The following is a 24130-nucleotide window of genomic DNA, read 5'->3' as shown; positions in this document are numbered from 1 at the left end:
ACTGAAATTATATACCCTAAATAACGGGCACGGCGGATGCGTCAGGTGACGTACTCCTGCAGCACCTGACTCAGCCACTCCATAAACACCCGCACGCGGCGCGCCACGTTACGGCGGTGCGGATAGAGCAGCGTAATCGGCATCGGTTTTGCCGGAAAGGCGTGCAGCACTTCCACCAGCTGACCCGACTCCAGCAGCGGCTGAACACCCATTGCCGGCACCTGAATAATGCCCAGTCCGGCCAGGCAGGCGGCCCGATAGGTTTCAGTGCTGTTTACCGTGACCACGCCGCCGGTCTGCACATAGTGGCACTGCCGGCCATCAAAATATTCAAATCCCGGCGCGGGCTGACCCAGCTGCTGGGTATAGTGCACCATGGCGTGCTGCGACAGCTCCTCCAGCCGTATCGGGCGTCCGAAGCGGGAAAGGTAGTCGGGACTGGCGCAGTTGATCAAGGCATAGGTGCCAATTTTTCGCGCAATCAGCCCGGAATCTTTCAGCTCGCCCACGCGCACCACGCAGTCAAACCCTTCACGGATCACATCCACCTGGCGATCGCTGCTGCTCAGCTCAAGCTCAATACCAGGATAGTGCTGCAGAAATTCCGGCAGGCGCGGCAGAATAAAGCGGGTGGCCATCGCCACCGACATATCGACCCGCAGTTTGCCGCTCAGCGTGGCCGGGTCATGCTGAAACAGACTGTCCATATCTTCCATCATCGACAGCAGATCGAGGCAGCGATCGTAATAGACCAGCCCGTCCTGGGTGAGATGCACGCGCCGGGTGGTACGGTGCAGCAGGCGCGTGCCCATTTGATTTTCCAGCGCCTGCAGCTGACGTGACACGCTGCCCTTGGGTAAACCCAGACTTTCCGCTGCCCGGGTAAAACTGCCCATCTCCGCGACCCGTACAAAAACCTGCATTGCATGAATTTTATCCATGTTGTTCACCGATTGTTGTTGTTATTGAAACAGTGCTGCGCAGTTATCTGCGTTTATAGATCACTTTGGTTTGAATATCTTTATCAGACGTTCACTTTTGCAGCAGGAGAGAGTTATGAATCACAAAATTGCGCTGATTACCGGCGGAAACCGTGGTCTGGGACGGAATGCAGCCCTGAAACTGGCCGCGCGCGGCACACATATTGTATTTACCTACCGAAGTCACGCCGATGAAGCGCAGAGAGTGGTGGAGGAGATCGAAGCGCTGGGCGTGCAGGCAGCTGCGCTGCCGCTGGACGTGGGTGACAGCCGCCAGTTCGCTGCCTTTGCACAACAGCTCACGCAGACGCTACAGCGCCTCTGGCAGCGCGACCGGTTTGATTTTCTGGTAAATAACGCAGGTCATGGCCACTATCGGCTGCTGACTGAAACCACTGAGGCGGAATTTGATGCGCTGGTCAATGTGCACCTGAAAGGCCCGTTTTTTCTGACCCAGACGCTGCTGCCGCTGCTGAACGACGGCGGTCGCATCCTGAATATCTCCAGCGGCCTGACCCGCATCACGCAGCCCGGTTCCGGGACCTATGCCGCGATGAAAGGTGCCATGGAGGTGCTGACGCGCTATCAGGCGAAAGAGCTGGGCGCGCGGCGCATTCGCGTCAATATCCTGGCACCCGGCGCGATTGAGACTGACTTTGGCGGCGGACGGGTGCGCGATACGCGTGACCTCAACGCGCAGATTGCGTCCGTCACCGCGCTGGGGCGGGTCGGGCTGCCGGACGACATCGGTGACGCTATCTGCATGCTGCTGAGCGAGGAGAGCGGCTGGATCACCGCCCAGCGCATTGAAGCATCGGGCGGTCAGGCGTTGTGATCGCCTGCTGACGTAAGAGCGGCGCGTCAGAGCGTGATGGTGCCGTCTATTACCGTTACCGTCTGACCCCCAATCCAGATTGCCTCCTCCGTATAGGTAACGTCAATACGGCCGGTGCGCTGGATCACGCTGCCCTGGCGTGCCCGGTAGCTGCGCGTCTGGCCCTGTGCCGCCAGGTAGCGTGCCAGACAGGCATTAGCGCTGCCGGTGACCGGATCTTCAGTGAGGCTGCCATTCTCCACCAGTAGCGCGCGCACCTCATACTGCTCCGGCTCCCCCGGCGGCAGTGTGCCAAAAATCAGCGTGCCGCTGACGCCAGCGCGCTGCTGCAGCTGCTGCAGCTCGGCCGCGGAAGCCGTGACATCGCGTACCGCCTGCGCGCTGCTGAGCGGGATAAGCAGCCAGCGAATTCCCATATCCGCCACGGCAGGCGACTGCGTCAGATCAAAGGCCTCACTGTTAAGCGCGCGGCTTATCAGCGCATCGCTGAACGGCGTCAGGCTCGCCGCCGGGGCCGCGAACGCCAGCGCGCCATCGGCGGCGATACGCACTTCGACCAGCCCGACGCCGCACTCCTGAATAATGCAGCCGGCGTTTTTCAGCGGCCAGCCCGCTTCCAGCAGCGCATGTGCCGTACCCAGCGTCGGGTGACCGGCAAACGGCAGCTCCCCTTCCGGGGTAAAAATGCGTACGCGGTAGTCCGCCGCACCGTGCTCTGGCGGCAGAACAAAGGTGGTCTCTGACAGATTGGTCCAGCGCGCAATGGCTGCCATCTGCCCGTCAGCTAACCCCTGTGCATCCATGATCACAGCCAGCGGATTTCCGCGGAATGCGGTTGCGGTAAAAACGTCCACTTGTTTAAACGCCACTCTCATACCGATCCCTTTTCTGTCAGTCAATATGGGGAATGATACCCTGCGCATGGTAAAAGCGTGCTAACAGGACTATGAATAGATTAATAATTCTGCAGGCGGAGTCCGCAATGTTAAAAATTTTAGGTCGTAATACATCCATCAACGTGCGCAAAGTGCTGTGGCTCTGCGCTGAGCTGAATATCACCTATAAACATGAGGCCTGGGGCGACGACGGGCTGTCGCTGCATGCACCGCAGTTTATGGCGCTGAATCCCAACGCGCTGGTGCCGGTCATCATCGACGACGGGCTGGTGATATGGGAATCCAACGCTATTCTGCGCTACCTGGCCAGCAACTACGGTGGCGCATGGCTCTATCCGGACGAACCGCGCGTACGCGCGCCGGTAGATCAGTGGATCGACTGGCAGGCCACTGAGCTGAATACCTCCTGGCGCTACGCCTTTATGTCGCTGGTGCGTAATTCGCCGGCGCATCAGGATCCCCGCCTGCTCGCGGCAGCGGTAAAAGGCTGGACGCACACCATGGGCATTCTCAACCAGCAGCTGGAAAAATCGGGCCGCTACGTGGCCGGACGTCACTTCAGCCTGGCGGATATTCCGGTCGGACTGGCGGTGAACCGCTGGTTTGAGACGCCGCTGGATCACCCCGATTTTCCGGCGATACAGACTTATTATGAGCGGCTGACGGAGCGTCCCGGCTTTACCACCTGGGGACGCAACGGCACGCCTTAGGGCACAGCAGGGGCGATGCCGGTCATCTCACACGCCAGGGCGCCCGTGCGCGCTAAGGCACGGGTATAACGCGCGTCAAACGGATAGCAGCAGGAGAGGCGCAGCGCATGCCGGTAGCGTTCGCTCAGTGTATAAAGCGCACCTGGCGTGACGCAGATCTGCTCCTGCAGCAGCCGGGTAAACAGCATCACCGTGTCGATCTCACCCGGCAGCTCGACCCAGAAAACAAAACCGCCGCGCGGTAGCGTGGCGCGTGTCCCCTGCGGGAAATGGCGTGCCAGAATGCCCCGAGCCGCATCCAGGTTTGCCGCATAGCGCCGGCGCAGCGAGCGCAGATGATGATCATAGCCTCCGCTGGCCAGGAACTCTGCCAGCGTCTCGCTCAGCAGCCGCGATTCAGTCATTGATGAAACCGCCTTCAGCCGCGCGATGCTGGCGTGAAACCGGCCCGCGGCGGTCCAGCCAATGCGGAAATCAGGGGCCACGGTTTTGGTAAAGCTGGTGCAGTAAATCACCCAGCCATCGCGATCAAACGCCTTAACCGGCGGGGACAGCGGCCAGTCAAACTGCAGTTCATCATAGAGTCCGTCTTCAATCAGCGGGATGCGGTGGTGATTCATCAGCGCGGCCAGCCGTTTTTTGTTCTCCAGCGGCATCACGTACCCCAGCGGATTTTGCGCGCCCGGCATGGCGATCAGCGCCTGAATGCGCTGCTCCTGCAGCAGCATCTCCAGCGCATCCAGTGAGAGGCCGCGATGCGGATCGGTCGGGATCTCCAGCGCTTTCAGCCCCAGCGAGGCGAGCAGCGGAAACAGGAAAAAATAGGTGGGGGACTCCAGTCCGATACAGTCGCCGGACTGCGTAACCGCACGCAGCGCCAGCTGCAGCGCCTCCATGCAGCCGTGGGTGAGGGTGATCGCCTGAGCGGTAAGGTTCAGTCCGGTATGCACGCTGCGCCGGGCGATCTCCTCGCGCAGCCGCTCGCTGCCGGGCGGCAGCGCATAGCGGCCGATAATATCGCCCTGGCGCCGGATCAGCGCGGCGGTGATCCGGCCCAGCTTCGCTGAAGGAAAAAGTTCGCTGTCCTGCGGACAGGCCAGTGAAATATTGGTGTAGTCAGGATTATTCTGCGCGGCAAAAACCTGCTCAATCAGCGCCAGCTTCTGTGCATCCGGATCGCTGATTTCTGCAGCGGGCGTCTGCAGCGACGGCGTAACGGCCGGCAGCACACCGCGCACGTAATAACCTGACTGCGGCCGCGCCTCAATCAGTCCGCGATCTTCCAGCAGCTGCCAGGCGCTGAGCACGGTATTCACGCTGAGCTGATGCGACTGCGCCACCCGCCGGATAGCAGGCAGGCGTGCGCCGGGTCGCAGCGATCCCTGATGAATAGCGTCAGCAAATTTTGCTGCCAGCTGCTGATAGCGCGGTTGATCGTCAGAAAAAGCGAGGGACACAATAGCCTCCGGAAATCACAGGTACAAAGCAGGAAAAACGCGACTGTACCCATCACAATACTGAATTGCTGTCTCTGTTGCCATTACGGCTGGCGCATTACGATGGTGTCAGCTTATTCAGTCCGGAGAACGCCTGTGCTCGATCCCACCTTTTTCAGTTACGTTACCATCATGTCTATTACGCCCGGCCCGAACAATCTGCTGCTGGCTACCTCAGGCGTCAACTTCGGCTTTCGCCGCACGCTGCCAATGCTGGCCGGTATACTGCTCGGCTGCGCGCTGCAGATGCTGCTGGCCAGCGTGGCGCTGGAGCTGCTGCTGACGTGGATGGCGACCGTGCATCTGCCGCTGACGCTGGCCGGCTGTGGCTATCTGCTCTGGCTGTCATGGAAAATATTTCGCGCCGGTGCGCCGCAGGTCAGCGCCCGTCCGCGTCCCATGACGCTGCTGGGCGGCGTGGCTTTTCAGGCCGTTAATCCGAAAGCCTGGCTGATGGTCACAAACGTGGCGCTGCTCTACGCCAGCAGCAGCAGCGTCTGGCTGGTTCTGGCCGCTTTTGCGGCGCTGAATCTGCCCTGTATTCTGCTCTGGGCGGCGCTGGGGGATCGGCTGCGTACGCACCTGCAAACGCACTGGAAACGGCGGCTGTTTAATGCGGTGATGGCATTATCGCTGGTCGCCACTACTGTCTGGATGGGGTATGACGCGCTGAGCGCGATATAGAGCAGGTGCGCCGGGCGGCGCACCTGAAAAGTCAGCTTACTTGCCGACCACGTGAGCGGTAATCCGCGCTTCGTCGTTTGCCGCATGCGAGGTGATCACCGGCTCATATTCCAGCTGCAGTATGCGGCTGGTATCCGCCAGTACTTTCTCGGTCAGCGCCACGTCACCATTAAGCTTGCGGCCCCAGGACGGTATAACGGCACGGATTTTAGTCTGCCACTCCGGTGAGCGCATCTGCTCAGGAAAGGCTTTTGCCATCAACTCCAGCATAATCGGTGGCGCGGTCGATGCGCCAGGCGAGGCGCCCAGCAGCGCAGAAATGGAGCCGTCAGCAGAGGTGACAACTTCAGTGCCGAGGCGCAGCACGCCGCCTTCCTGCTCATCGTTTTTAATAATCTGCACGCGCTGACCCGCCGTTACCAGGCGCCAGTCTTCCTGTTTCGCCTGCGGCACATAGGCACGCAGCGCCTCCATACGATCGGCGTCGCTCTGCAGCACCTGATCGACCAGATATTTCACCAGGTCAAAACTTTTCAGGCCGACCTGCATCATCGGCAGCAGGTTGCTGGTGTTCATCGCACCAAACATATCCAGCAGCGAACCCTGCTTCAGAAACTTGGTGGAGAAGGTGGCGAACGGGCCAAACAGCAGCACCTGTTTGCCATCCAGTACGCGGGTATCAACATGCGGCACTGACATCGGCGGGGCGCCGACGCTGGCTTTGCCATAGACCTTGGCCATATGCTGCGCGACCACGTCCGGATTTTCGGTCACGAGAAAAGAGCCGCCTACCGGGAAACCGGCGTAACCTTTAACTTCGGGAATGCCTGACTTCTGCAGCAGCGGCAGCGCGGCGCCGCCGGCACCGATAAACAGCTGGCGGGTAATCAGGGTACGCTGCTCGCTGGTATCCAGATTCAGCAGCGTGACCTGCCAGCGGCCATCGTTCAGGCGAACCAGATCGCGCACTTCCTGCCGCATACGCAGACGGAAATGCGGTTTTTTCTCCAGTGCGGCGATCAGCTGGCGCGTTACTTCACCAAAGTTGACGTCTGTACCCATATCGGTCCAGGTAGCAGCAACCTTCTGCTGCGGATCGCGTCCTTTCATTACCAGCGGGATCCACTGCGCAATCTGCTCGCGATCTTCGGAATAGTGCATACCGCGGAACAGCGTGCTTTTCTGCAGCGCCTGGAAACGCTTGCGCAGGAAGTCGACGTTAGCGTCACCCCAGACAAAACTCATGTGTGGCGTGGTATGGATAAAGCTTTTGGGATCCTGCAGGTTGCCTTTCTGCACGTGATACGCCCAGAACTGACGCGACATCTGGAAGGATTCGTTGATGGTCACCGCTTTAGCGATATCGATCGAGCCGTCCGCCTTTTGCGGCGTGTAGTTAAGCTCTGCCAGTGCGGCATGACCGGTACCGGCATTATTCCAGCCGTTGGAAGATTCCACTGCGACGTCATTCAGACGCTCAACCATTTCAATGGACCAGTCTGGTTCCAGCTCCTGTAACCAGGTGCCGAGCGTAGCACTCATGACGCCTGCGCCAATCAGCAGGACATCAACTTCTTTCCGTTCCTGACGTTTTGCACCATCCATTGCAGCGCTGCTCAGCGCCAGGTTTACCGCAGTGTTGCTCATGAGGCGACATCTCCTCTTCTGTTGACCTGAAGCTCAACAGGTTGGCAGGCAAAATAGCCGCGCGGCTTGTTCGCGCGCTGCGCTATCTCAAGGGGTTAAGACTCAGGTTAAGCCAATGGGGCGATAACGGTTAACTACACGTTATGCATATGCTTCTGAATATAACATTCTCGTATTGGAATTAAACGTTTGTTTATTTTTTAAATGCCGAAATGATTCAGCATAAGAATTAATCAGAGTAAGCGGCGGCTTATAAGATATTTTTATCCGCTAATCAGCAGGTTATGATGATCTTAATGTTATGCGATTGTGATGAGTTTCAGATGAGTAAAAAGCGAACAGTGACAGGCGTCACAAAATAACATTCTGAATAATAAGAAATATTTATCGAGAGAAAGAATCAGGGATTTTTTGTTGCGCGATATGTCGCCCGTTTGTGTAAAAATAGTGTTACATTTCTGTGATTCTGATTTTAACGGGCGTTTTTCTTTAGAGCAGGTTCAGCGCATCTGAAACCAGCGACGCCAGACAAAACGAATAACAAAAAACTCCAGCGTGCCCAGCAGCAGAAACCACAGGCAGAATACCAGCGTATAAAGCTGATTAAGATCCTGCAGGTGTAAGCTTTGCTGCAAACGCTGCGCCCATATCAGACCAAAAGAGGGTGCCGGCAACAAAAGCGCCGAAAGAAAGCCCAGCAGCAGGATCCCGCCTGGAATAATCAATGTTTCAAAAGGGTTTTTCATCGCGCTTTTCCTGTCAATATTGCGCGGGCATTAGCGCATAAAAGGGGCGGGCAGTGCAATCTGTGAATCAAATGGCGTCAGGAAATTTCTTCGATTCCATTAACTTAGCGGTAAAAATAGCGATCGTTAAGAGTTATAGCCTTTGCTATACTTAAACCCCTGATTTTGTTGTCTTTTTTTTGAGTGTTTTGCATGTTAGACTGCGCGCACTTTTTCATGACTGAATAATGAGCACGAACAAAGCAGAGGATTTCCGCATTTGTTCGTTAACTGGCTAAAAACCCATGACATTCATTGCAACCCTGATCCTGGCTTTTGGCATGTCAATGGACGCCTTTGCCGCTGCACTGGGGAAAGGTGCGTCGTTGCACCGTCCGGGAATAAAAGAAGCCTTACGCACTGGCCTGATTTTTGGTGCAATCGAAATGCTGACGCCGCTTATTGGCTGGGCTATCGGGCTGGCGGCCAGTCACTACATTATGGCGTGGGATCACTGGGTGGCCTTTGGTCTGCTTAGCGTACTGGGCGGCCGGATGATTATGGAAGGTTTCCGGCAGACAGCAGATGAGCCCTGCGAAGCGCCGCAGCAGCACGGTTTTATGGTGCTGGCGCTGACGGCGGTTGCCACCAGCCTCGATGCGCTGGCCGTGGGCGTGGGTCTCGCTTTCCTGCAGGTGAATATTCTGTTTACCGCGCTGACCATCGGTGCAGCCACTACGCTGATGGCGACGACCGGTGTGCTGGTCGGGCGCTTTATCGGTCCGATTCTGGGAAAATGGGCAGAAGTTTTGGGCGGTGTCGTACTGATCTGTATCGGCAGCACCATTCTGATTGAGCACCTGGGATTGATGAGCTGAACGGCAATTTTGTGATCTGGCTCAAATAAAATTGCATGAAAAACGCGCTGCCGCTATAATTTGCGCGTAATTTTTCAACAATATTTGAGTCAGGTGTGTCATGAAAGCTTTTTTCCGTTATGTGTTTCGTGCCTATGTCGCAACGTTCAAACACGTACCGCCGGGCGCGCTGTCTTAAGCGTCCAGAGTTACCCTCGATAATCGCCTTCAGGGATCGAAGGATGATTATCACCCCCTCTTTGTGCTTTCCCGTGCACAGACTGACACAAACCCTCACCACTTTCTTTGCAGGTCATACCGCATTTCCGGCTGGCTTTTGATACGCTGCGCGCCATTTCTTATTACAACGAGGCGGTTATGCAGCTTTGCAGTTTTTATATCATTGATTGTGCACGCAAAAGCTATGGCATTGTGCAGAAAGAGGGTGTTGTCGATCTGGGACTGCGCCTGGGTGCTGCCTGTCCCGACCTGAAAACCCTGCTGGCCCGCGGCGGTATCAGCGATCTGGCCGCATTTCAGCATCAGCAAGTGGATCATGCGTTTAGTGCCATTCGTTTTCTGCCGGTGATTGAGCAGCCCGGCAAAGTTTTTTGCGTCGGCATGAACTATGCGGACAAACGTAAAGAATTTGCGGAAACGCTGGATGCGCCCACGCTGTTTGTTCGTTTTGCTGACTCCCTGGCGGCGCATGAGCAGCCGCTGCTGAAGCCCGCGACCACGGCAGAATTTGATTATGAGGGCGAACTCGCCGTTATTATCGGCAAAACCGCCTCGCAGGTAACGGCGGGCGACGCGCTGGCGTATGTGGCGGGCTATAGCTGCTTTATGGATGCCACGGTTCGCGATATGCAGTTTACCTGGTTTACCGCCGGAAAAAACTGGCAGCAGACCGGCGGTTTTGGCCCGTGGATGACCACGGCTGATGAGATCCCCGATCCGCAGCAGCTGGCGATCAAAACCTGGCTCAATCAGCGTGAAGTGCAGAATGACACCACGGCCAGCATGGTGCATCCGGTGGCGAAGATTATTGAGTACATCTCTGCCTTTAGCCCGCTCTCTCCGGGAGACGTTATTATTACCGGCTCGCCGGGCGGCGTCGGCAAAAAGCGTACGCCACCGCTGTTTATGTTCCCGGGCGATGAGATTGAAGTGGAGATTGAAAAAATCGGTCGTCTGCGTCATCGGGTGGCCTGACCGGCACCCGGCACAGCGGTCTGAAGGGTGACCGTTTACCGGCGATAGCGTATTATCTCAGTACGGGTGATGGCGTACCACCTGATCCAACCGCCGCTGTTTTCAGACGGCTGATGACGCCTGACTATACGCTTATTCCTGTGCGGACAGGGCGGCGGGTCAGGCGTTTTTCTTTTCCTGCTGCCTTTACGCACGCTTCACTCCGGAGATCAAATTATGCTGAAGTCGCTGTGTGCTGTGATGGCTGGCGGAGCTGCTGGCTGCACCCTGCGCTGGCTTATCTCGCTGCGTTTTAACGCACTGTTTCCTGATTTGCCACCAGGCACGCTGATCGTCAACCTGGTGGGCGGGTTTATCATCGGTGCCGCCCTGGCGTGGTTTATGCGCTACCCGCAGCTTGATCCGGCATGGAAACTGCTGATCGTTACCGGACTGTGTGGCGGCCTGACCACGTTTTCTACCTTTTCAGCAGAAATTGTCAGCCTGCTACAATCAGGTAAATACCTGTGGGCAATGTCGAGCGTGATGGTGCATGTTGTGGGGTCGCTGCTGATGACTTTTGCAGGCTTTGCAGTGGTTAACCTGCTCGGCTGAGCGCCTGACCGTGGCCCGGCAGGGAGGATTTTATTCAACTGCAAAGGAGCGTAACCATGCCGGGTAATCCACTCTTCCTTAATCTGGTATTGCTGCAGGGCGAGCCTGCAGCAAAGCTGCTCGCGGCACAGGATGCAGGTTTTGATCAGGCCGAGATCTGGCGCGAGGATGTGGAAAACATGGAGACGGCGCACTTAGCGCACTCCGCCATCCGTTTTACTAATCTGCAGGTGCTGCGCGATTTTACTGGCGCCCCGGACCATGAGCGCCGGCAAAAACGCGAGGAGCTGCAGCAGTTTATCCGGTTAGCGCACGCGATTGGCTGCGACACCATTCAGGCACCTGCCACCACGCGGCAGGACTGTATCCCGGAACGTATTGATGATGATTTACGCTGGCTGGCGGCGGAAGCGGCGCGCCATGATATGCGTATCATGTATGAACCCATGGCGTGGAGCAGCGTGGATAATACGCTGCCGCTCGCCTGGCAGCGCCTGCAGCGTCTTGACCTGCCCAACGTCGGGCTGGTGGTGGATCTGTTTCATATCTGTGCGCTGGGTGGCGACGCCTCACACCTTGAGGGCATCCCGGTAGATCGCATTTATGAAGTTCAGCTGTGCGATATGGCTGAACAGCCGCCGCAGAATAATCAGGCGCTGAGTGACTATGCGCGTCATCAGCGGCTGCTGCCGGGCGACGGCATTATCGATGTGGCCAGCTTTGTCAGCCGGCTGCAGCGTGCCGGTTACTGCGGTCCGGTCGGCATTGAAGTGTTCAATGACCAGCTGAAAGCGCGGCCGGCGGCAGAGAGCGCGCGGCGTGCCTGGCAGGCCCTGAATCGCTGCTGGCGCTAATCCTGCAGGCACTGCGCAATATACGTTACCGCCTCTCTTGCGCCCTGCGGCGAGATGGTGTGGCCGGTGGTGGCCTCAAACGCGGCCGTCACGTTAACACCTGCCGCCTGTAAGCGGCTGATGGCAGATTCTGTTTCGCTGAAAGGGATCACATCATCCGCTTTGCCGTGGATCAGTAGCGCGGAGGCACAGGGCTGCGGGGTCAGCGTCTCATCAAAGGCCAGCCGGCCGGAAAATGCCACCACGCCGGCCAGCGGGTAGCGTCCTGAGGCCAGCGCATCCAGCGCCATGATCGATCCCTGTGAGAAACCGACCAGGATAACCTTATCCCAGGCATCCGGCATACCGTGCTGCGCCATCAGGCGCTGCAGCGTATCGTCGAACGCATCGCGTGCTGCGCGCACGCGGGCCGGACGATTCTCCGGCGTAATGCCGGTCAGGCTGAACCACTGATAGCCCATCGCATGCTCAAACGGCCAGGGGGCGTCAGGTGAGGCAAACGCCACGTCGGGCAGCAGCCCGGCCCAGTGCTCACCCAGCGCCGCGAGATCGTCGCCACTGCTGCCGACGCCATGCAGAAAAATAACCAGTGCGTTTGCCATGCCTGCTCCTTAAAAACCGTATGCTGCCATATCCGGCCCGGCGGGCACAATGCCGTTGGGGTTCAGTGCCTTAATGGAATAGTAGCCCTGTTTGATATGGTCCATATTCACCGTCTGCCGGATACCCGATACCGCCAGAACGCTTTTAAGATAGCGATCCAGCAGCGGATAGTCACACAGACGGCGCAGATTGCATTTGAACAGGCCATAGTAGGCGGCGTCAAAACGAATCAGCGTGACAAACAGCCGGATGTCGGTTTCTGTCAGGCGTTCGCCCAGCACAAAGGTACGGCCATCTTTCAGCAACGTTTCCAGCTCATCCAGCTGCGCAAAGACATCGCTGAAGGCCTGCTGATAGCTCACCTGGGTGGTGGCAAAGCCGGTGCGGTAGACACCGTTGTTTAACCGGGTGTAGATCGTTTCATTCAGCGCATCGATCTCCGTGCGCAGATCGGCAGGATAGAGATCCAGACGATCGTCTGCCAGATCGCCAAAGCCGCTGTTCAGCATGCGCAGAATATCGGCCGACTCATTATTCACAATCGTCTGCGTCTTTTTATCCCACAGAACCGGTACGGTAGCGCGCCCGGTAAAACCGGCATCGGCGCGGGTATAAAGCTCATGCAGATAGTCAGCCTGATTCAGCGTATCGCGCTGCGCCCCCGGGTAATCGCCAAAGCGCCAGCCTGCGCTGCCCAGCTGCGGTTCAACCACGGAAACCGTGATAACCTGCCCGAGACCTTTCAGGCTACGCGCAATCAGCGTGCGTGATGCCCATGGGCAGATCAGCGCTACGTAGAGATGGTAGCGATCCGGCTCTGCGGCAAATTCAGTTGTGCCATCGGCACTGATCCAGTGACGGAACTGTGAGGTCTGGCGTACAAATCCGCCCTGCCGATCGGTGGCCTGTACGGGATGCCAGGCTTCGCTCCATTTGCCATTCACTAACATAACGCTGCTCCTTTATCATCAGGGCGCAGAGAGTAGCGCGCCGCAGGCCTGGTGATAATCCAGGCAAAACGGCTTTCATTCTTTCCGAAATGGAAGTAATCACACAGGCGGCTGGTGGAGAAAATGTCTGGCCAGAAAATCGATCAGCAGCCGGGTTTTTTGCGCCAGAAAACGGGCAGAGGGATAAAGTGCAAAGAGTCCCATGGGCGGCGGTGCAAACTCCGCCAGCAGCGGAATAATCTCTTTGCGCTGCAGGGCTGGCGTGGCGATAAAGCCGGGCAGGCGGGCGATGCCGAGTCCGGCGATAGCGGCATGCAGGCACGCTTCGGTATTGGAAAAACAGAGGCGGCCGCGAATCGGTACCGTTGCGCTGTCGCCCGCTGCCGTTATAAAAGGCCAGTTCCACGGATCGCGAAAGTTGGTGTCGCTGATGCACTGGTGCCGGGCAAGATCGCGCCAGTGCTGTGGCGTGCCGTGCTGGTGCAGGTATGCAGGTGATGCGGCTATATGCACCGGCACGTCACCCAGTCGTCGGGCAATCAGGCTGCTGTCATCGAGGTGGCCAATGCGCACCGCCAGATCGAATCCTTCATCCACGATATTCACGGCGCGATCGGAAAAGCTGACGTCCAGCTCAATAAGCGGATAGTGGCGGGCAAACGCGACCAGCACCGGTGCCAGCACCGCCGTCCCAAACGTGCCTGGCGCGCTGATGCGCAGCCGGCCAGAAGGCAGGCTGGCATTTTCGCGCATAGCGTCATCCAGCGCATCAAACGCATCCAGCAGCGTTTTAATGCGCTCATAGTAAGCGCGGCCCGCATCGGTCGGAGAGAGCGCCCGCGTGGTACGCTTGAGCAGCTGAACGCCCAGCAGCTGTTCAAGCCGCGACACCAGTTTTGACGCCTGCCCGCTGCTGGTGCCAAGGCGCATCGCCGCAGCGGCAAAGCTGCCCGCCTCCAGTACAGCAACAAACATCCGGTCACAATCGAGTCGATCCATCATCTCTCCAGGCAGGGCAAAGGCAGAGTATACGATCAACCCGCGCCCCTGTAAGGAGCACATTTATACGGGGATTCCATCGTAGGGGGCGGGATTTCATCGTAGGGGGCGCATTAATGCGCCCCTGGCCGCAACCCGCACGCGAATCAACCCAGGGCGCCATTAATGGCGCCCCTACGGGGATCCCGTTGTAAGGGGCCGGGTTTCCATCGTAGGGGGCGCATTAATGCGCCCCTGGCCACAGCCCGCACGCGCATCAACCCAGGGCGCCATTAATGGCGCCCCTACGGGGATCCCGTTGTAAGGGGCCGGGTTTCCATCGTAGGGGGCGCATTAATGCGCCCCTGGCCACAGCCCGCACGCGAATCAACCCAGGGCGCCATTAATGGCGCCCCTACGGGGATCCCGTTGTAAGGGGCCGGGTTTCCATCGTAGGGGGCGCATTAATGCGCCCCTGGCTGCAGCACTGCATCCTGGCGAGAAAGGGCGCTGTGACGTATCGTATACGCATTAACCCGGGTGCCGTGACGGTGCCCCTGGCCGGGAGGGCTGCATGTCACTGCATTTTCTATCATCACTGACGGAGATCGCGGCCGCGGAATGGGACGCGCTGTTACCTGACGATCAGCCCTTTTTACGCCACGCCTTTCTGACTACCCTTGAGGAGAGCGGCAGCGTACGCGCTGAAACGGGCTGGCAGCCGGCACATCTGCTCTGGCGGGAACAGGGCAAAACCGGTGCCGCACTGCCGGGCTATGTTAAATCCCACTCGCGCGGCGAATATGTCTTCGATCAGGCCTGGGCCGAAGCGTGCCAGCGTGCCGGGATCCGCTACTACCCGAAATGGCTCGGAGCGGTTCCGTTCAGTCCGGTGACGGGGCAGCGTCTGCTGGGCGAAGCGCCTGCTATCAGCCAGCTGCTGGCTGCGCTACCGGAGGCGCTGCAGGCGCGACAGATAAGCGGGGCGCATATCAACTTCACCACGCCGCCCGCCAATGCCCTGATCGCAAAGCAGCCCGACTGGCTGATGCGCCTTGGCCTGCAGTATCACTGGCACAACCGTCACTACCGCGACTTTGCTGACTTCCTTGATACGCTGATGTCGCGTAAACGCAAGCAGCTGCGTAAAGAGCGGGAGCTGGTGCAGCAGAGCGGCTTTGTGTTTAGCTGGTATCGTGGTGATGAACTGCGGGAGGATCAGTGGGATTTTGTCTACACCTGCTACGTCAGCACCTACGCGGTACGCGGCCAGCGGCCTTACCTGACGCGCGCATTTTTCAGTCTGCTGGCAGAGCGTATGCCGCAGGCGATCCGCGTGGTTATCGCCACGCTCGGTGAACAACCTGCCGCGATGGCCTTTTATCTGTGCGACAGCACCACGCTGTATGGCCGCTACTGGGGCTGTCTGGCGGAGTTTGACCGCCTGCACTTTGAAACCTGTTTTTATCAGGGTATGGAGTTTGCTATCGCGGAAGGGCTACAGCGTTTTGATGCCGGTGCGCAGGGTGAGCACAAGCTGGTGCGCGGTTTTGAACCGGTAATAACGCACTCCTGGCACTATCTGGCGCATCCGGGACTGCGCGCGGCGGTGGCTGATTTTCTGCAGCAGGAACGGGCAGGGGTGCACGACTGGGCAGATGAGGCGCGCACCGCCCTGCCGTTCCGGCGCGGCGATTAATCGGTGCCGACGAAACCGCCGGTCTGATGCTGCCACAGGCGGGCGTAAAGGCCGTTCTGTGCCAGCAGCTCGTGGTGATTGCCCATCTCCACGATCTCACCCTGCTCCAGCACTACCAGCCGGTCCATCTTCGCGATGGTCGACAGGCGATGGGCGATGGCGATCACCGTTTTGCCCTGCATCAGATTTTCCAGGCTCTCCTGTATGGCTGCTTCCACTTCGGAGTCCAGCGCTGAAGTGGCTTCATCCATAATCAGGATCGGCGCATCCTTGAGCAGCACGCGGGCGATAGCGATACGCTGCCGCTGGCCGCCGGAGAGCTTGACGCCGCGCTCGCCAACGTGCGCCTCCAGCCCAGTACGTCCCTGAGCATCAGAGAGCAGCGGAATAAACTCATCAGCACGCGCCTGCGTAATCGCCGCCTGCAGCTCCGCTTCCGTGGCGTCCGGACGACCATAAAGGAGATTGTCGCGGATGGAACGGTGCAGCAGTGAAGTATCCTGCGTGATCATACCAATCTGCCCGCGCAGGCTCGTCTGGGTGACATCCGCAATATTCTGATCGTCAATCGCAATGCGTCCGCCGTTGAGGTCATACAGGCGCAGCAGCAGATTCACCAGCGTGGATTTACCGGCACCGGAAGGGCCAATCAGGCCGATTTTTTCGCCTGGCTTAATGGTCAGATTCAGCCGGTTAATCACCTGACGATGGCTGCCATAATCAAAGCGCACATCCTCAAAACGGATCTGGCCGCGCGTCACCCGCAGCGGTGGTGCCGCCGGCGCATCCTGGACGCTGAGCGGCTGCGCAATGGTGCCCAGCCCATCCTGTACCATACCGATATTTTCAAAAATACCGTTCACCACCCACATGATCCAGCCGGACATATTCACCAGCCGGATCACCAGCCCGGTCGCCAGCGCAATGGCGCCGACGCTGATCAGCGACTGGCTCCAGAGCCACAGCGCCAGCCCGGAGGTGCTGACAATCAGCAGGCCATTCAGCGTGGAGAGCGTAATATCCATGCTGGTCACCATGCGACTGGCGTGACGGGTTTTGTCTGTCTGGTCCTGAATCGCCTCGCGCGCGTAGCGCTTCTCCAGATCGTTATGCGCAAACAGCTTGATGGTGGCGATGTTGGTATAGCCATCCACAATGGTGCCCATCAGGCGCGATCGCGCCTCTGAGGAGACCACTGAACGCTGCTTCACGCGCGGCACAAAAAAGCGCAGTGACAGGCTGTAAGCAATCAGCCAGATCACCAGCGGGATCATCAGCCGCCAGTCCGCCTCCGCAAACAGCACCAGCGAGGTACCGGCATAGATCACCACGTGCCAGATGGCATCCACCAGCTGTACCGCTGAATCGCGCAGCGCGTTGCCGGTCTGCATGATGCGCTGGGCAATGCGCCCGGCAAAATCGTTCTGAAAGAAGTTAAGGCTCTGACGCAGCACATAGTTATGATGCTGCCAGCGGATCATGCTGGTCATGCCGGGGTTAATGCTTTGATGCACCAGCAGATCGTGCAGGGCGATCACCACCGGCCGCAGGATCAGCGCTACCGCCGCCATCCAGAGCAGCGCCGGCCAGTGTTCACTGAACAGCGTCGCTGGCGTGGCATGGTTGACGAGATCGATAATGCGGCTGAGATAGCTGAACAGCGCGACTTCAATCAGCGCCTGTGCCAGACCCACCACCAGCAGCGCGGCGAAACCTGGCCATACCTGACGCAGATAGTAGCGATAGAACGCGCCGAGGCTGGCGGGAGGAGAATCCGTTGGTGCATCCTGGAAAATATTGATAAAACGTTCAAAACGGCGAAACAACATAGGGTCACTCTTTCCGGAAGGTCAGAGTTAACAGCTTAGTGCAATCAGACGGAGATCACGGATATGGAGATAAAGATTCGCGGCCGCGAACCGCGCGACGCCGCGGCTTACCAGCGCCTCTACAGTCAGCCAGAGGTCTATCGCTGGACCACGCAGCTGCCCTTTCCCAGCGTAGCCACGTGGGAGAAAAAATTTGAGCGTATGGATGCCGAAGGCTATATCGCGTTTGTCGCTGAGCTGGAGGGGCAGATGGTGGGCGAACTGACGCTGTTTACCGAACAGCGGCTGCGCACCCGCCACAGCCTGAGCTTTGGCATCAGCGTTGATCCGGCGTTTGCCGGACGCGGTATCGGCGAGCAGCTGATCCGCACCGGGCTTGACTACGCCTTTAACTGGATGGGAATTATCCGCGTGGAGCTGGAGGCATTTCATGACAACGCGCGCGCGCTGCGTCTCTATACGCGTCTGGGCTTTGAGCATGAGGGCGTAAAGCGCCAGGCCTGCCTGCGCGATGGCGACTATCACGATATCGTGGTGATGGCGAAACTGCGCGACCGTCAGTGACGGTGCGCGCGCATTCTGAGGTGCGCGAAAACAAGACCTGACAGCAGAGCCGCCGCACCGGGCGGCTCTGCTGCGTTCTCAGGCGGGGCTACTGGCTCTTTTTAACGTCGTTCTGCATATTCTCTTTGGTGACCAGCTCAAACGGGATCCAGACGTGAGAGGCAACCTTTTCACCGCCGATCAGCTTTTGTGCGACCTCAACAGACGTTTTGCCCTGGCCGATAGCGTCCTGAAATACGGTGACCTGGATTTTATCCTGCGCCAGCGCCTGCAGTCCGTCCGGCGTGGCGTCAATGCCGCCAATCAGCAGCTTTTTGTTGCTTTTTGCCAGCGCCATTGCCGCGCCGATTGCCATCTCATCGTTGTTCGCTGCGACGATATCAATCGACTCGCCGTTGCCAAGCCAGTTGAGCATTAAATCCATGCCTTCGTTGCGTGCATAGTTAGCGGGCTGTTTCTGCACCACCTTCATACCGGGATATTTCGCGACGACCTGCTCCACATCCTTCGTACGCTGCAGAGCGCCGGCATCAGTAAGATTGCCGATCATAATCGCCACATTGCCTTTGTAATTAGCCATCTTAGCCAGCGCTTCCATCTGCAGCGTGCCGGATTCGCGTTCATCTGAGCCAACAAACACTACGCCCGGCGGCAGCGCTTTATCGCCCGGCGTACGGTTCACATACACCAGCGGAATCTTTGCCTGCTGCGCCAGACGGGTAAGCTGTGGCGTGCTGGCCGAGTCGACCGGATCGACAATAATGGCGTCCACGCCCGCGCCGATAAAACTCTGTACCTGATCGGTCTGACGACCGACATCGCCGCGCGCATCCTCAAACTGTACCTCCAGCCCGCGCGCTTTCGCCTCTTTATCGATCGACTGGCGGATAATGGTTAAAAAATTCTGATCAAAGTAGGCCATCGACACGCCGATTTTATCCGCCAGTGACGACGCAGAGGCCGAAAGTAATCCCACCAGCAGCACCGCTTTTACTGTTTTCATTGCGTACTCCAGAGCATGAGAGAAAAGGGTTTGGAACAAATATTTCAGTAGAGTTGAAAATGACCTGTTGAAACCATTTGAGACTACGATCGGCGTACAAACCTGACAATCTGCCGGTGCGCGTTTTGCTGCCGGGAGCACATATCAGCCCGTACATAGTCAGCAGTAACCCGCTTTTCTTTCGCCTGGCGCACACTCTGCAGCGCTCGCCGGAGAAAGATCGGCAATCTGTGCGGCACAGCACGCTGCATTGTGCCAAACGCTAAAAGCGGGGACGTTTTTAACCTGCCGATCCCTGCAACCGCACAATGACCGCCCCCCAGCCCGCTTTCTATAGTTGCTGAACAGTAAAGATTGCGCGGTATTGCTGACCCCTGTCGCATCGCGGCAGGACGCTTCCCTTTCAAGGAACTGAGCCTATGTTGCAACGTCAAACCCGCAGTGAAACCAGCCGTGTGCGCCTCTGGATCCTGTGTCTGATCCTGTTTCTGTCGGTAGTGGCCTATGCTGACCGGTCGATCCTGTCGATCTCCGGTTCCGCGATCAAAGAGGAGTTCGGGCTTTCGGCGATCCAGCTTGGCCTGATCCTCTCCGCCTTCAGCTGGGCCTACGTGATTGGTCAGATCCCCGGCGGCCTGCTGCTCGACCGCTTCGGCACGAAAAAAGTCTACGGCGTGACGCTGGGGCTCTGGTCGATATCCACGCTGCTGATGGGCTTTGTCGGTGAGTTCTCAGCCGGCGTGACCATGACGCTGACGCTGATGTTTGCGCTGCGCTTTGCACTGGGCCTGATAGAAGCACCCAGCTTTCCCGCCAACGCCCGTGCGGTCATTATGTGGTTTCCCGGTGCCGAGCGCGGGCGCGCTTCATCGCTGTTTGCCTCTGCCCAGTATTTCGCCGTCGCCATTTTTTCGCCGATCTCAGGCTGGCTGGTCATGCGGTTTGGCTGGGAATGGCCGTTCTTTGTGCTGGGCACCCTCGGCATTCTGGCCGTGTTTGTCTGGATGGCGTGGATGCACACGCCGCGCCAGCATCCGCGCGTGTCAAAAAGCGAGCTGAACTACATCGAGCAGGGCGGTGCGCTGGTGGATATCGATGCCGCAGAGACGCTGAAAGCCCGTCCTCCGGTTGATAAACGCATGTTTAAACTGCTGCTCAGCAGCCGCATGCTGTGGTGTGTTTACCTCGGACAGTACTGCACTATCGCGCTCAGCTATTTCTTTATTACCTGGTTTCCCATCTATCTGGTCCAGGCGCGCGGTATGAATATTATGGATGCCGGGTTTGCCACGATTGCGCCCGCGCTGTTTGGCTTCCTGGGCGGGATCAGCGGCGGTTTTCTCTCTGACAAGCTGCTGGCACGCGGCTGGAGCCTCTCCTGGGCGCGCAAGGGGCCGTTTATCGCCGGTATGCTGATGGCGGCTTCGCTGACGCTGGCCGCGGTGATCCCGACCAACGCCGGCATTATCGCTATCATGTCTTTCGCCTTCTTTGGCAAGGGAGTGGCAGCCGGTGCCGGCACCTGGACCATTGTCAGTGACACCGCGCCAAAAGAGGCAGTGGGGCTGGCGGGCGCCATCTTCAACGGTATCGGGAATATGGCTGGCTTTATCACGCCGCTGCTGTTTGGCATTATTGTCGGGCTGACCGGCAGCTACAGCGTCGGCCTGCTGTTTGTCGGCGCGCACTGCGTTATTGCAGCCCTGCTGTTTCTGCTGGTGATGGGGCCGATTCAGCGCGCAGACAGCCAGACGCCAGCGGGCCAGACGCGCACGTCGCACCGTGAGCAGGGAGATGAAGCAAAAGCGCTCTGAGCCGGTAGTCTGGCCGCCGCCACCGGTAAAGGGCACCACCGGAAAAAATGTGCGCTTTACCGGCGGGCTCACAGTCGCACAAAACGCCTCTGAAGATTTTTTGATCAGCTGCCGATACCCCTCCTGACCATCCACAGCGAGTCAGGAGAGTATGTGTGATAAAGCTGATTTCCGTGGACGAACTGCAAGAGGGCATGTTTATCCACAAACTTGAGGTCTGGTGGCTGAAAGATCTGCGCATCCGCAACCTCATGCTGATTACTGACCAGCGCCAGATCGCCATGATCCGTAGTGAAGGGATCCGCAATGTCTGGATCGATCTCGATAAGTCGGTACCGATCCCGCGCAGCCTGCCTGTCAGAACGCCGGTAGCGGAAAGTGCCTTTTTCCGCGAGCTGGATCAGGCGCAGCAGATTTTCGCCCAGGGCAAACCGCGCGTGCTGGCGATGTTTAATGAAGCCCGTATGGGCCAGCGGCTTGACCTCAGCTTTACGCTCGATCTGGTTGAGCAGATAGCCGGATCGATTGCGCGTGAACCTTCGGCGCTGCTCAGCGTGGCGCGCCTGAAAAATCATGATGATTACACCTATCTGCACTCCATGGCGGTGTGCGGGCTGATGATCTCACTCGGTAAAAAACTGGGGCTGGAAGCCGATCAGCTGCGTCGCGTGGGCATGGCCGGCCTGCTGCACGATGTCGGCAAGGCGGCGGTGCCGCTGGCTATCCTTAATAAGCCCGGCAAACTGAGCGACGATGAGTTCGCGGTAATGCGTGAACACCCGATTGTTGGCGCACAGATGCTGATGGACGCGGATGCCGGCTACGATCTGCTGGATGTGGCGCTGCATCACCACGAAAAATTTGACGGCAGCGGCTATCCGCACGGCCTGCGCGGCGAGGAGATCACACTCTATGCCCGCATGTCCTCCGTCTGTGATGTTTATGACGCGCTCACCTCGCATCGTCCCTATCGTAAAGGCTGGACGCCCGCAGAAGCGATGCACAACATGCTGAGCTGGCGTGGCCATTTCGACCCGGCAGTGCTGCACAGTTTTGTGCGGGCGATTGGCATTTATCCGGTAGGATCGCTGGTACGGCTGGCGTCGGGACGGGTCGCGCTGGTGGTGCAGGCGGGCGAAAAATCGCTGCTGAAGCCTAAGCTGCACGTCTTCTGGTCGCTGCATGCCCGGCGCGAAGTCAAACCGGAAATTGTCGATTTAGGTGACAGCTTCTGCACCGACAGCATCACCGGCGCTGAAGAGGGGTCGCTGTGGCAGAACATTGACCTTAACCGCGTCTGGGCGCTGGAAAGCGCTTAATTTTCCGCTTTTTTTATACTTTCTTTACGCCTGCCTTCCGCCTTTTTATCTCTTCTTTATACCGCGCCGCGCATGCTTGTCGCTCTACTGATGACTCCGGAGGTTGCTGTGAGCATGGGCGTAATAGCGGGCATTGTGCTGCTGATTTTGTTGCTGGGCTATCTGGTATATGCCCTGCTTAATGCGGAGGCATTCTGATGGCGGCGAATGCCTTTTTATTGATCGCGCTGTTTCTGCTGGTGCTGATGGCGCTGGCGCAGCCGCTGGGGCGCTTTCTGGCGCGGCTGGTCGCGGATAAACCGCTGCTGCCGCGCACCGAGCGCCTGCTGTGGCAGCTGACGGGCGCCGGGGAGGCGGCGATGCGCTGGCAGCACTATCTGCTGGCACTGCTGCTGTTTAATGCCGTCGGCTTTGTGGTGCTGCTGGCGATACTGATGCTGCAGGGGACGCTGCCGCTTAATCCGCAGCAGATGCCGGGCCTGAGCTGGGATCTGGCGTTTAACACCGCCGTAAGCTTTGTCACCAATACTAACTGGCAGGCGTATGGCGGTGAGAGCAGCCTGAGCTACTTCAGCCAGATGGCGGGGCTGACGGTACAAAACGTTCTCTCTGCGGCAACCGGTATCGCCGTGGCGTTTGCCCTGATGCGCGGCTTTGCTAACCGCTCGCTGGCCACGCTCGGCAACGCCTGGCGTGATCTGACGCGCATCACGCTCTATGTCCTGCTGCCGCTCAGCCTGGTGCTTGCGCTGTTTTATGTCAGCCAGGGCACGATCCAGAGCTTTGCGCCTTATCACACCCTGACCACGCTGGAAGGCGCACAGCAGACGCTGCCGTTCGGTCCGGTGGCGTCACAGGAAGCCATCAAGATGCTCGGCACCAACGGCGGCGGGTTCTTTAACGCGAACTCTGCACACCCGTTTGAGAATCCAACCGCACTGACCAACGTTGTTCAGATGCTGAGCATTTTTCTGATCCCGGCGGCGCTCTGCTTTACGTTCGGGCAACACCTGGGCGATCGCCGTCAGGGTCATATGCTGCTGTGGACCATGAGCATTCTGTTTGTCCTCGCCGCATCGGCGGTGATGTGGGCAGAGGTGCGGGGCAACCCGCATTTCCTGGCGCTGGGCGCTGACAGCGCGCTCAACATGGAGGGCAAGGAGACGCGCTTCGGCATACTCAACTCTGGCCTGTTCGCGGTGGTCACCACGGCCGCCTCCTGCGGCGCGGTCAATGCGATGCACGACTCCTTTACCGCGCTGGGCGGCATGGTACCGATGTGGCTGATGCAGCTGGGCGAAGTGGTGTTCGGCGGCGTGGGTGCAGGGCTGTACGGCATGCTGCTGTTTGTCCTGCTGGCGGTGTTTATCGCCGGGCTGATGATCGGGCGCACCCCGGAGTATCGCGGTAAAAAAATCGACGTGTGGGAGATGAAAATGACCGCGCTGGCGATCCTGGTCACGCCCGCGCTGGTGCTGTCGGGCACTGCCCTGGCGCTGATGACCGATGCCGGCCGCGCAGCGATGGCCAACCCCGGCATTCACGGTTTCAGCGAGGTGCTTTATGCGGTGTCGTCTGCGGCAAATAACAACGGCAGTGCCTTTGCCGGACTTAGCGCCAGCACGCCGTTCTGGAACCTGCTGCTCGGGGTCTGCATGCTGGCGGGCCGCTTCGGCATCATCATTCCGGTCCTGGCGATTGCCGGATCGCTGGCGGCGAAAAACGTGCAGCCCGCGGGCAACGGGACGCTGCCGACGCACGGCCCGCTGTTTATCGGCCTGCTGATCGGCACCGTACTGCTGGTGGGTGCGCTGACCTTCATTCCCGCGCTGGCGCTTGGGCCGGTCGCGGAACATCTGCAACTGATTCAGGAATAAC

General features: G+C 58.5%; 23 protein-coding genes and 1 riboswitch. Of the genes, 13 read left to right on the top strand and 10 right to left on the bottom strand.

Annotated features, from left to right (window positions below; translation table 11 throughout):
• Window positions 1-41: 41 nt before the first annotated feature.
• Complete coding sequence (locus SB719_RS14130) at window positions 42-941, bottom strand: LysR family transcriptional regulator (protein WP_292974322.1); 900 nt, start codon at window positions 939-941, stop codon at window positions 42-44.
• Between the two features lie 115 nt (window positions 942-1056).
• On the opposite strand from SB719_RS14130, the gene SB719_RS14125 reads away from it, so the two are divergent.
• On the top strand, window positions 1057-1815 hold the full coding sequence (locus SB719_RS14125) for an SDR family NAD(P)-dependent oxidoreductase (RefSeq protein WP_293005707.1): 759 nt from the start codon (window positions 1057-1059) through the stop codon (window positions 1813-1815).
• A 26-nt stretch (window positions 1816-1841) separates the two neighbouring features.
• On the opposite strand, the gene SB719_RS14120 is transcribed toward SB719_RS14125, so the two are convergent.
• Window positions 1842-2690 carry a PhzF family phenazine biosynthesis protein gene (locus tag SB719_RS14120; RefSeq protein ID WP_304236011.1) on the bottom strand — a complete coding sequence of 283 codons (849 nt, stop codon included), beginning with the start codon at window positions 2688-2690 and terminating at the stop codon, window positions 1842-1844.
• Window positions 2691-2797: 107 nt separating this feature from the next.
• On the opposite strand from SB719_RS14120, the gene SB719_RS14115 reads away from it, so the two are divergent.
• Entirely contained in the window at window positions 2798-3421 is a 624-nt protein-coding gene (locus SB719_RS14115; RefSeq protein ID WP_065648495.1) for a glutathione S-transferase family protein, read from the top strand.
• Here the strand turns inward: SB719_RS14115 and SB719_RS14110 are convergent.
• Window positions 3418-4878, bottom strand: coding sequence for a PLP-dependent aminotransferase family protein (locus SB719_RS14110; RefSeq protein WP_304236009.1), 1461 nt, complete (start codon window positions 4876-4878; stop codon window positions 3418-3420). The genes SB719_RS14115 and SB719_RS14110 overlap by 4 nt on opposite strands.
• Before the next feature lie 135 nt (window positions 4879-5013).
• Between SB719_RS14110 and SB719_RS14105 the strand changes: the two genes are divergently transcribed.
• Window positions 5014-5601 (top strand): LysE family translocator, encoded by a 588-nt coding sequence (locus SB719_RS14105; protein WP_304236006.1) that lies wholly within the window; start codon window positions 5014-5016, stop codon window positions 5599-5601.
• Window positions 5602-5637: 36 nt separating this feature from the next.
• On the opposite strand, the gene mqo is transcribed toward SB719_RS14105, so the two are convergent.
• Window positions 5638-7248, bottom strand: coding sequence for a malate dehydrogenase (quinone) (mqo, locus tag SB719_RS14100; RefSeq protein WP_065648498.1), 1611 nt, complete (start codon window positions 7246-7248; stop codon window positions 5638-5640).
• 500 nt (window positions 7249-7748) lie between these two features.
• Entirely contained in the window at window positions 7749-7994 is a 246-nt protein-coding gene (locus SB719_RS14095) for a DUF1158 domain-containing protein (RefSeq protein WP_065648499.1), read from the bottom strand.
• A gap of 284 nt (window positions 7995-8278) precedes the next feature.
• Between SB719_RS14095 and mntP the strand changes: the two genes are divergently transcribed.
• The 4 genes from mntP (at window position 8279) to SB719_RS14075 (ending at window position 11493) form a co-directional block, all read left to right on the top strand.
• On the top strand, window positions 8279-8851 hold the full coding sequence (gene mntP / locus SB719_RS14090; protein WP_412159315.1) for a manganese efflux pump MntP: 573 nt from the start codon (window positions 8279-8281) through the stop codon (window positions 8849-8851).
• 357 nt (window positions 8852-9208) lie between these two features.
• Window positions 9209-10045 carry a fumarylacetoacetate hydrolase family protein gene (locus tag SB719_RS14085; protein ID WP_304236001.1) on the top strand — a complete coding sequence of 279 codons (837 nt, stop codon included), beginning with the start codon at window positions 9209-9211 and terminating at the stop codon, window positions 10043-10045.
• A gap of 56 nt (window positions 10046-10101) precedes the next feature.
• A riboswitch (Fluoride riboswitch) is annotated at window positions 10102-10175 on the top strand.
• An 86-nt stretch (window positions 10176-10261) separates the two neighbouring features.
• Entirely contained in the window at window positions 10262-10639 is a 378-nt protein-coding gene (crcB, locus tag SB719_RS14080) for a fluoride efflux transporter CrcB (RefSeq protein ID WP_065648500.1), read from the top strand.
• Window positions 10640-10695: 56 nt separating this feature from the next.
• The gene (locus tag SB719_RS14075) at window positions 10696-11493 is read left to right on the top strand and encodes a sugar phosphate isomerase/epimerase family protein (protein ID WP_314687897.1); all 798 of its coding nucleotides are present in this window, start codon (window positions 10696-10698) and stop codon (window positions 11491-11493) included.
• On the opposite strand, the gene SB719_RS14070 is transcribed toward SB719_RS14075, so the two are convergent.
• From SB719_RS14070 to SB719_RS14060, 3 genes are all read right to left on the bottom strand, one after another.
• A complete protein-coding gene (locus SB719_RS14070) occupies window positions 11490-12095 on the bottom strand; it encodes an alpha/beta hydrolase (RefSeq protein ID WP_065648502.1) in 606 nt (201 codons plus the stop codon). The genes SB719_RS14075 and SB719_RS14070 overlap by 4 nt on opposite strands.
• A 9-nt stretch (window positions 12096-12104) precedes the next feature.
• Window positions 12105-13046: a glutathione S-transferase family protein gene (locus SB719_RS14065; protein ID WP_065648503.1), complete on the bottom strand. Its 942-nt coding sequence runs from the start codon at window positions 13044-13046 to the stop codon at window positions 12105-12107.
• 99 nt (window positions 13047-13145) lie between these two features.
• Entirely contained in the window at window positions 13146-14045 is a 900-nt protein-coding gene (locus SB719_RS14060; RefSeq protein ID WP_065648504.1) for a LysR family transcriptional regulator, read from the bottom strand.
• A gap of 553 nt (window positions 14046-14598) precedes the next feature.
• Here SB719_RS14060 and SB719_RS14055 point away from each other — a divergent pair.
• On the top strand, window positions 14599-15723 hold the full coding sequence (locus SB719_RS14055) for a GNAT family N-acetyltransferase (protein WP_412159314.1): 1125 nt from the start codon (window positions 14599-14601) through the stop codon (window positions 15721-15723).
• Here the strand turns inward: SB719_RS14055 and SB719_RS14050 are convergent.
• Window positions 15720-17552 (bottom strand): ABC transporter ATP-binding protein, encoded by a 1833-nt coding sequence (locus SB719_RS14050; protein WP_065648506.1) that lies wholly within the window; start codon window positions 17550-17552, stop codon window positions 15720-15722. The genes SB719_RS14055 and SB719_RS14050 overlap by 4 nt on opposite strands.
• 63 nt (window positions 17553-17615) lie before the next feature.
• Here SB719_RS14050 and SB719_RS14045 point away from each other — a divergent pair, with 63 nt between their 5' ends.
• Window positions 17616-18116 carry a GNAT family N-acetyltransferase gene (locus tag SB719_RS14045; RefSeq protein WP_065648507.1) on the top strand — a complete coding sequence of 167 codons (501 nt, stop codon included), beginning with the start codon at window positions 17616-17618 and terminating at the stop codon, window positions 18114-18116.
• Between the two features lie 88 nt (window positions 18117-18204).
• On the opposite strand, the gene SB719_RS14040 is transcribed toward SB719_RS14045, so the two are convergent.
• Window positions 18205-19119, bottom strand: coding sequence for a sugar ABC transporter substrate-binding protein (locus SB719_RS14040; protein ID WP_412159313.1), 915 nt, complete (start codon window positions 19117-19119; stop codon window positions 18205-18207).
• A 419-nt stretch (window positions 19120-19538) separates the two neighbouring features.
• Here SB719_RS14040 and SB719_RS14035 point away from each other — a divergent pair, with 419 nt between their 5' ends.
• The 4 genes from SB719_RS14035 to kdpA all read left to right on the top strand — a co-directional run bounded on the left by SB719_RS14035 (window position 19539) and on the right by kdpA (window position 24129).
• On the top strand, window positions 19539-20933 hold the full coding sequence (locus SB719_RS14035; RefSeq protein ID WP_065648509.1) for an MFS transporter: 1395 nt from the start codon (window positions 19539-19541) through the stop codon (window positions 20931-20933).
• 155 nt (window positions 20934-21088) lie between these two features.
• The gene (locus SB719_RS14030; RefSeq protein ID WP_065648510.1) at window positions 21089-22252 is read left to right on the top strand and encodes an HD-GYP domain-containing protein; all 1164 of its coding nucleotides are present in this window, start codon (window positions 21089-21091) and stop codon (window positions 22250-22252) included.
• Window positions 22253-22360: 108 nt separating this feature from the next.
• Entirely contained in the window at window positions 22361-22450 is a 90-nt protein-coding gene (gene kdpF / locus SB719_RS14025; RefSeq protein ID WP_139074177.1) for a K(+)-transporting ATPase subunit F, read from the top strand.
• Complete coding sequence (gene kdpA, locus SB719_RS14020) at window positions 22450-24129, top strand: potassium-transporting ATPase subunit KdpA (protein WP_065648512.1); 1680 nt, start codon at window positions 22450-22452, stop codon at window positions 24127-24129. Before kdpF ends, kdpA begins: the two co-directional genes overlap by 1 nt.
• The last annotated feature ends 1 nt before the right edge of the window (window position 24130 follow it).

Source organism: Pantoea sp. SIMBA_079 (assembly GCF_046940275.1).
GTDB classification, from domain to species: domain Bacteria; phylum Pseudomonadota; class Gammaproteobacteria; order Enterobacterales; family Enterobacteriaceae; genus Pantoea; species Pantoea borealis.
This window is presented reverse-complemented; position numbering and strand designations above follow the sequence as displayed.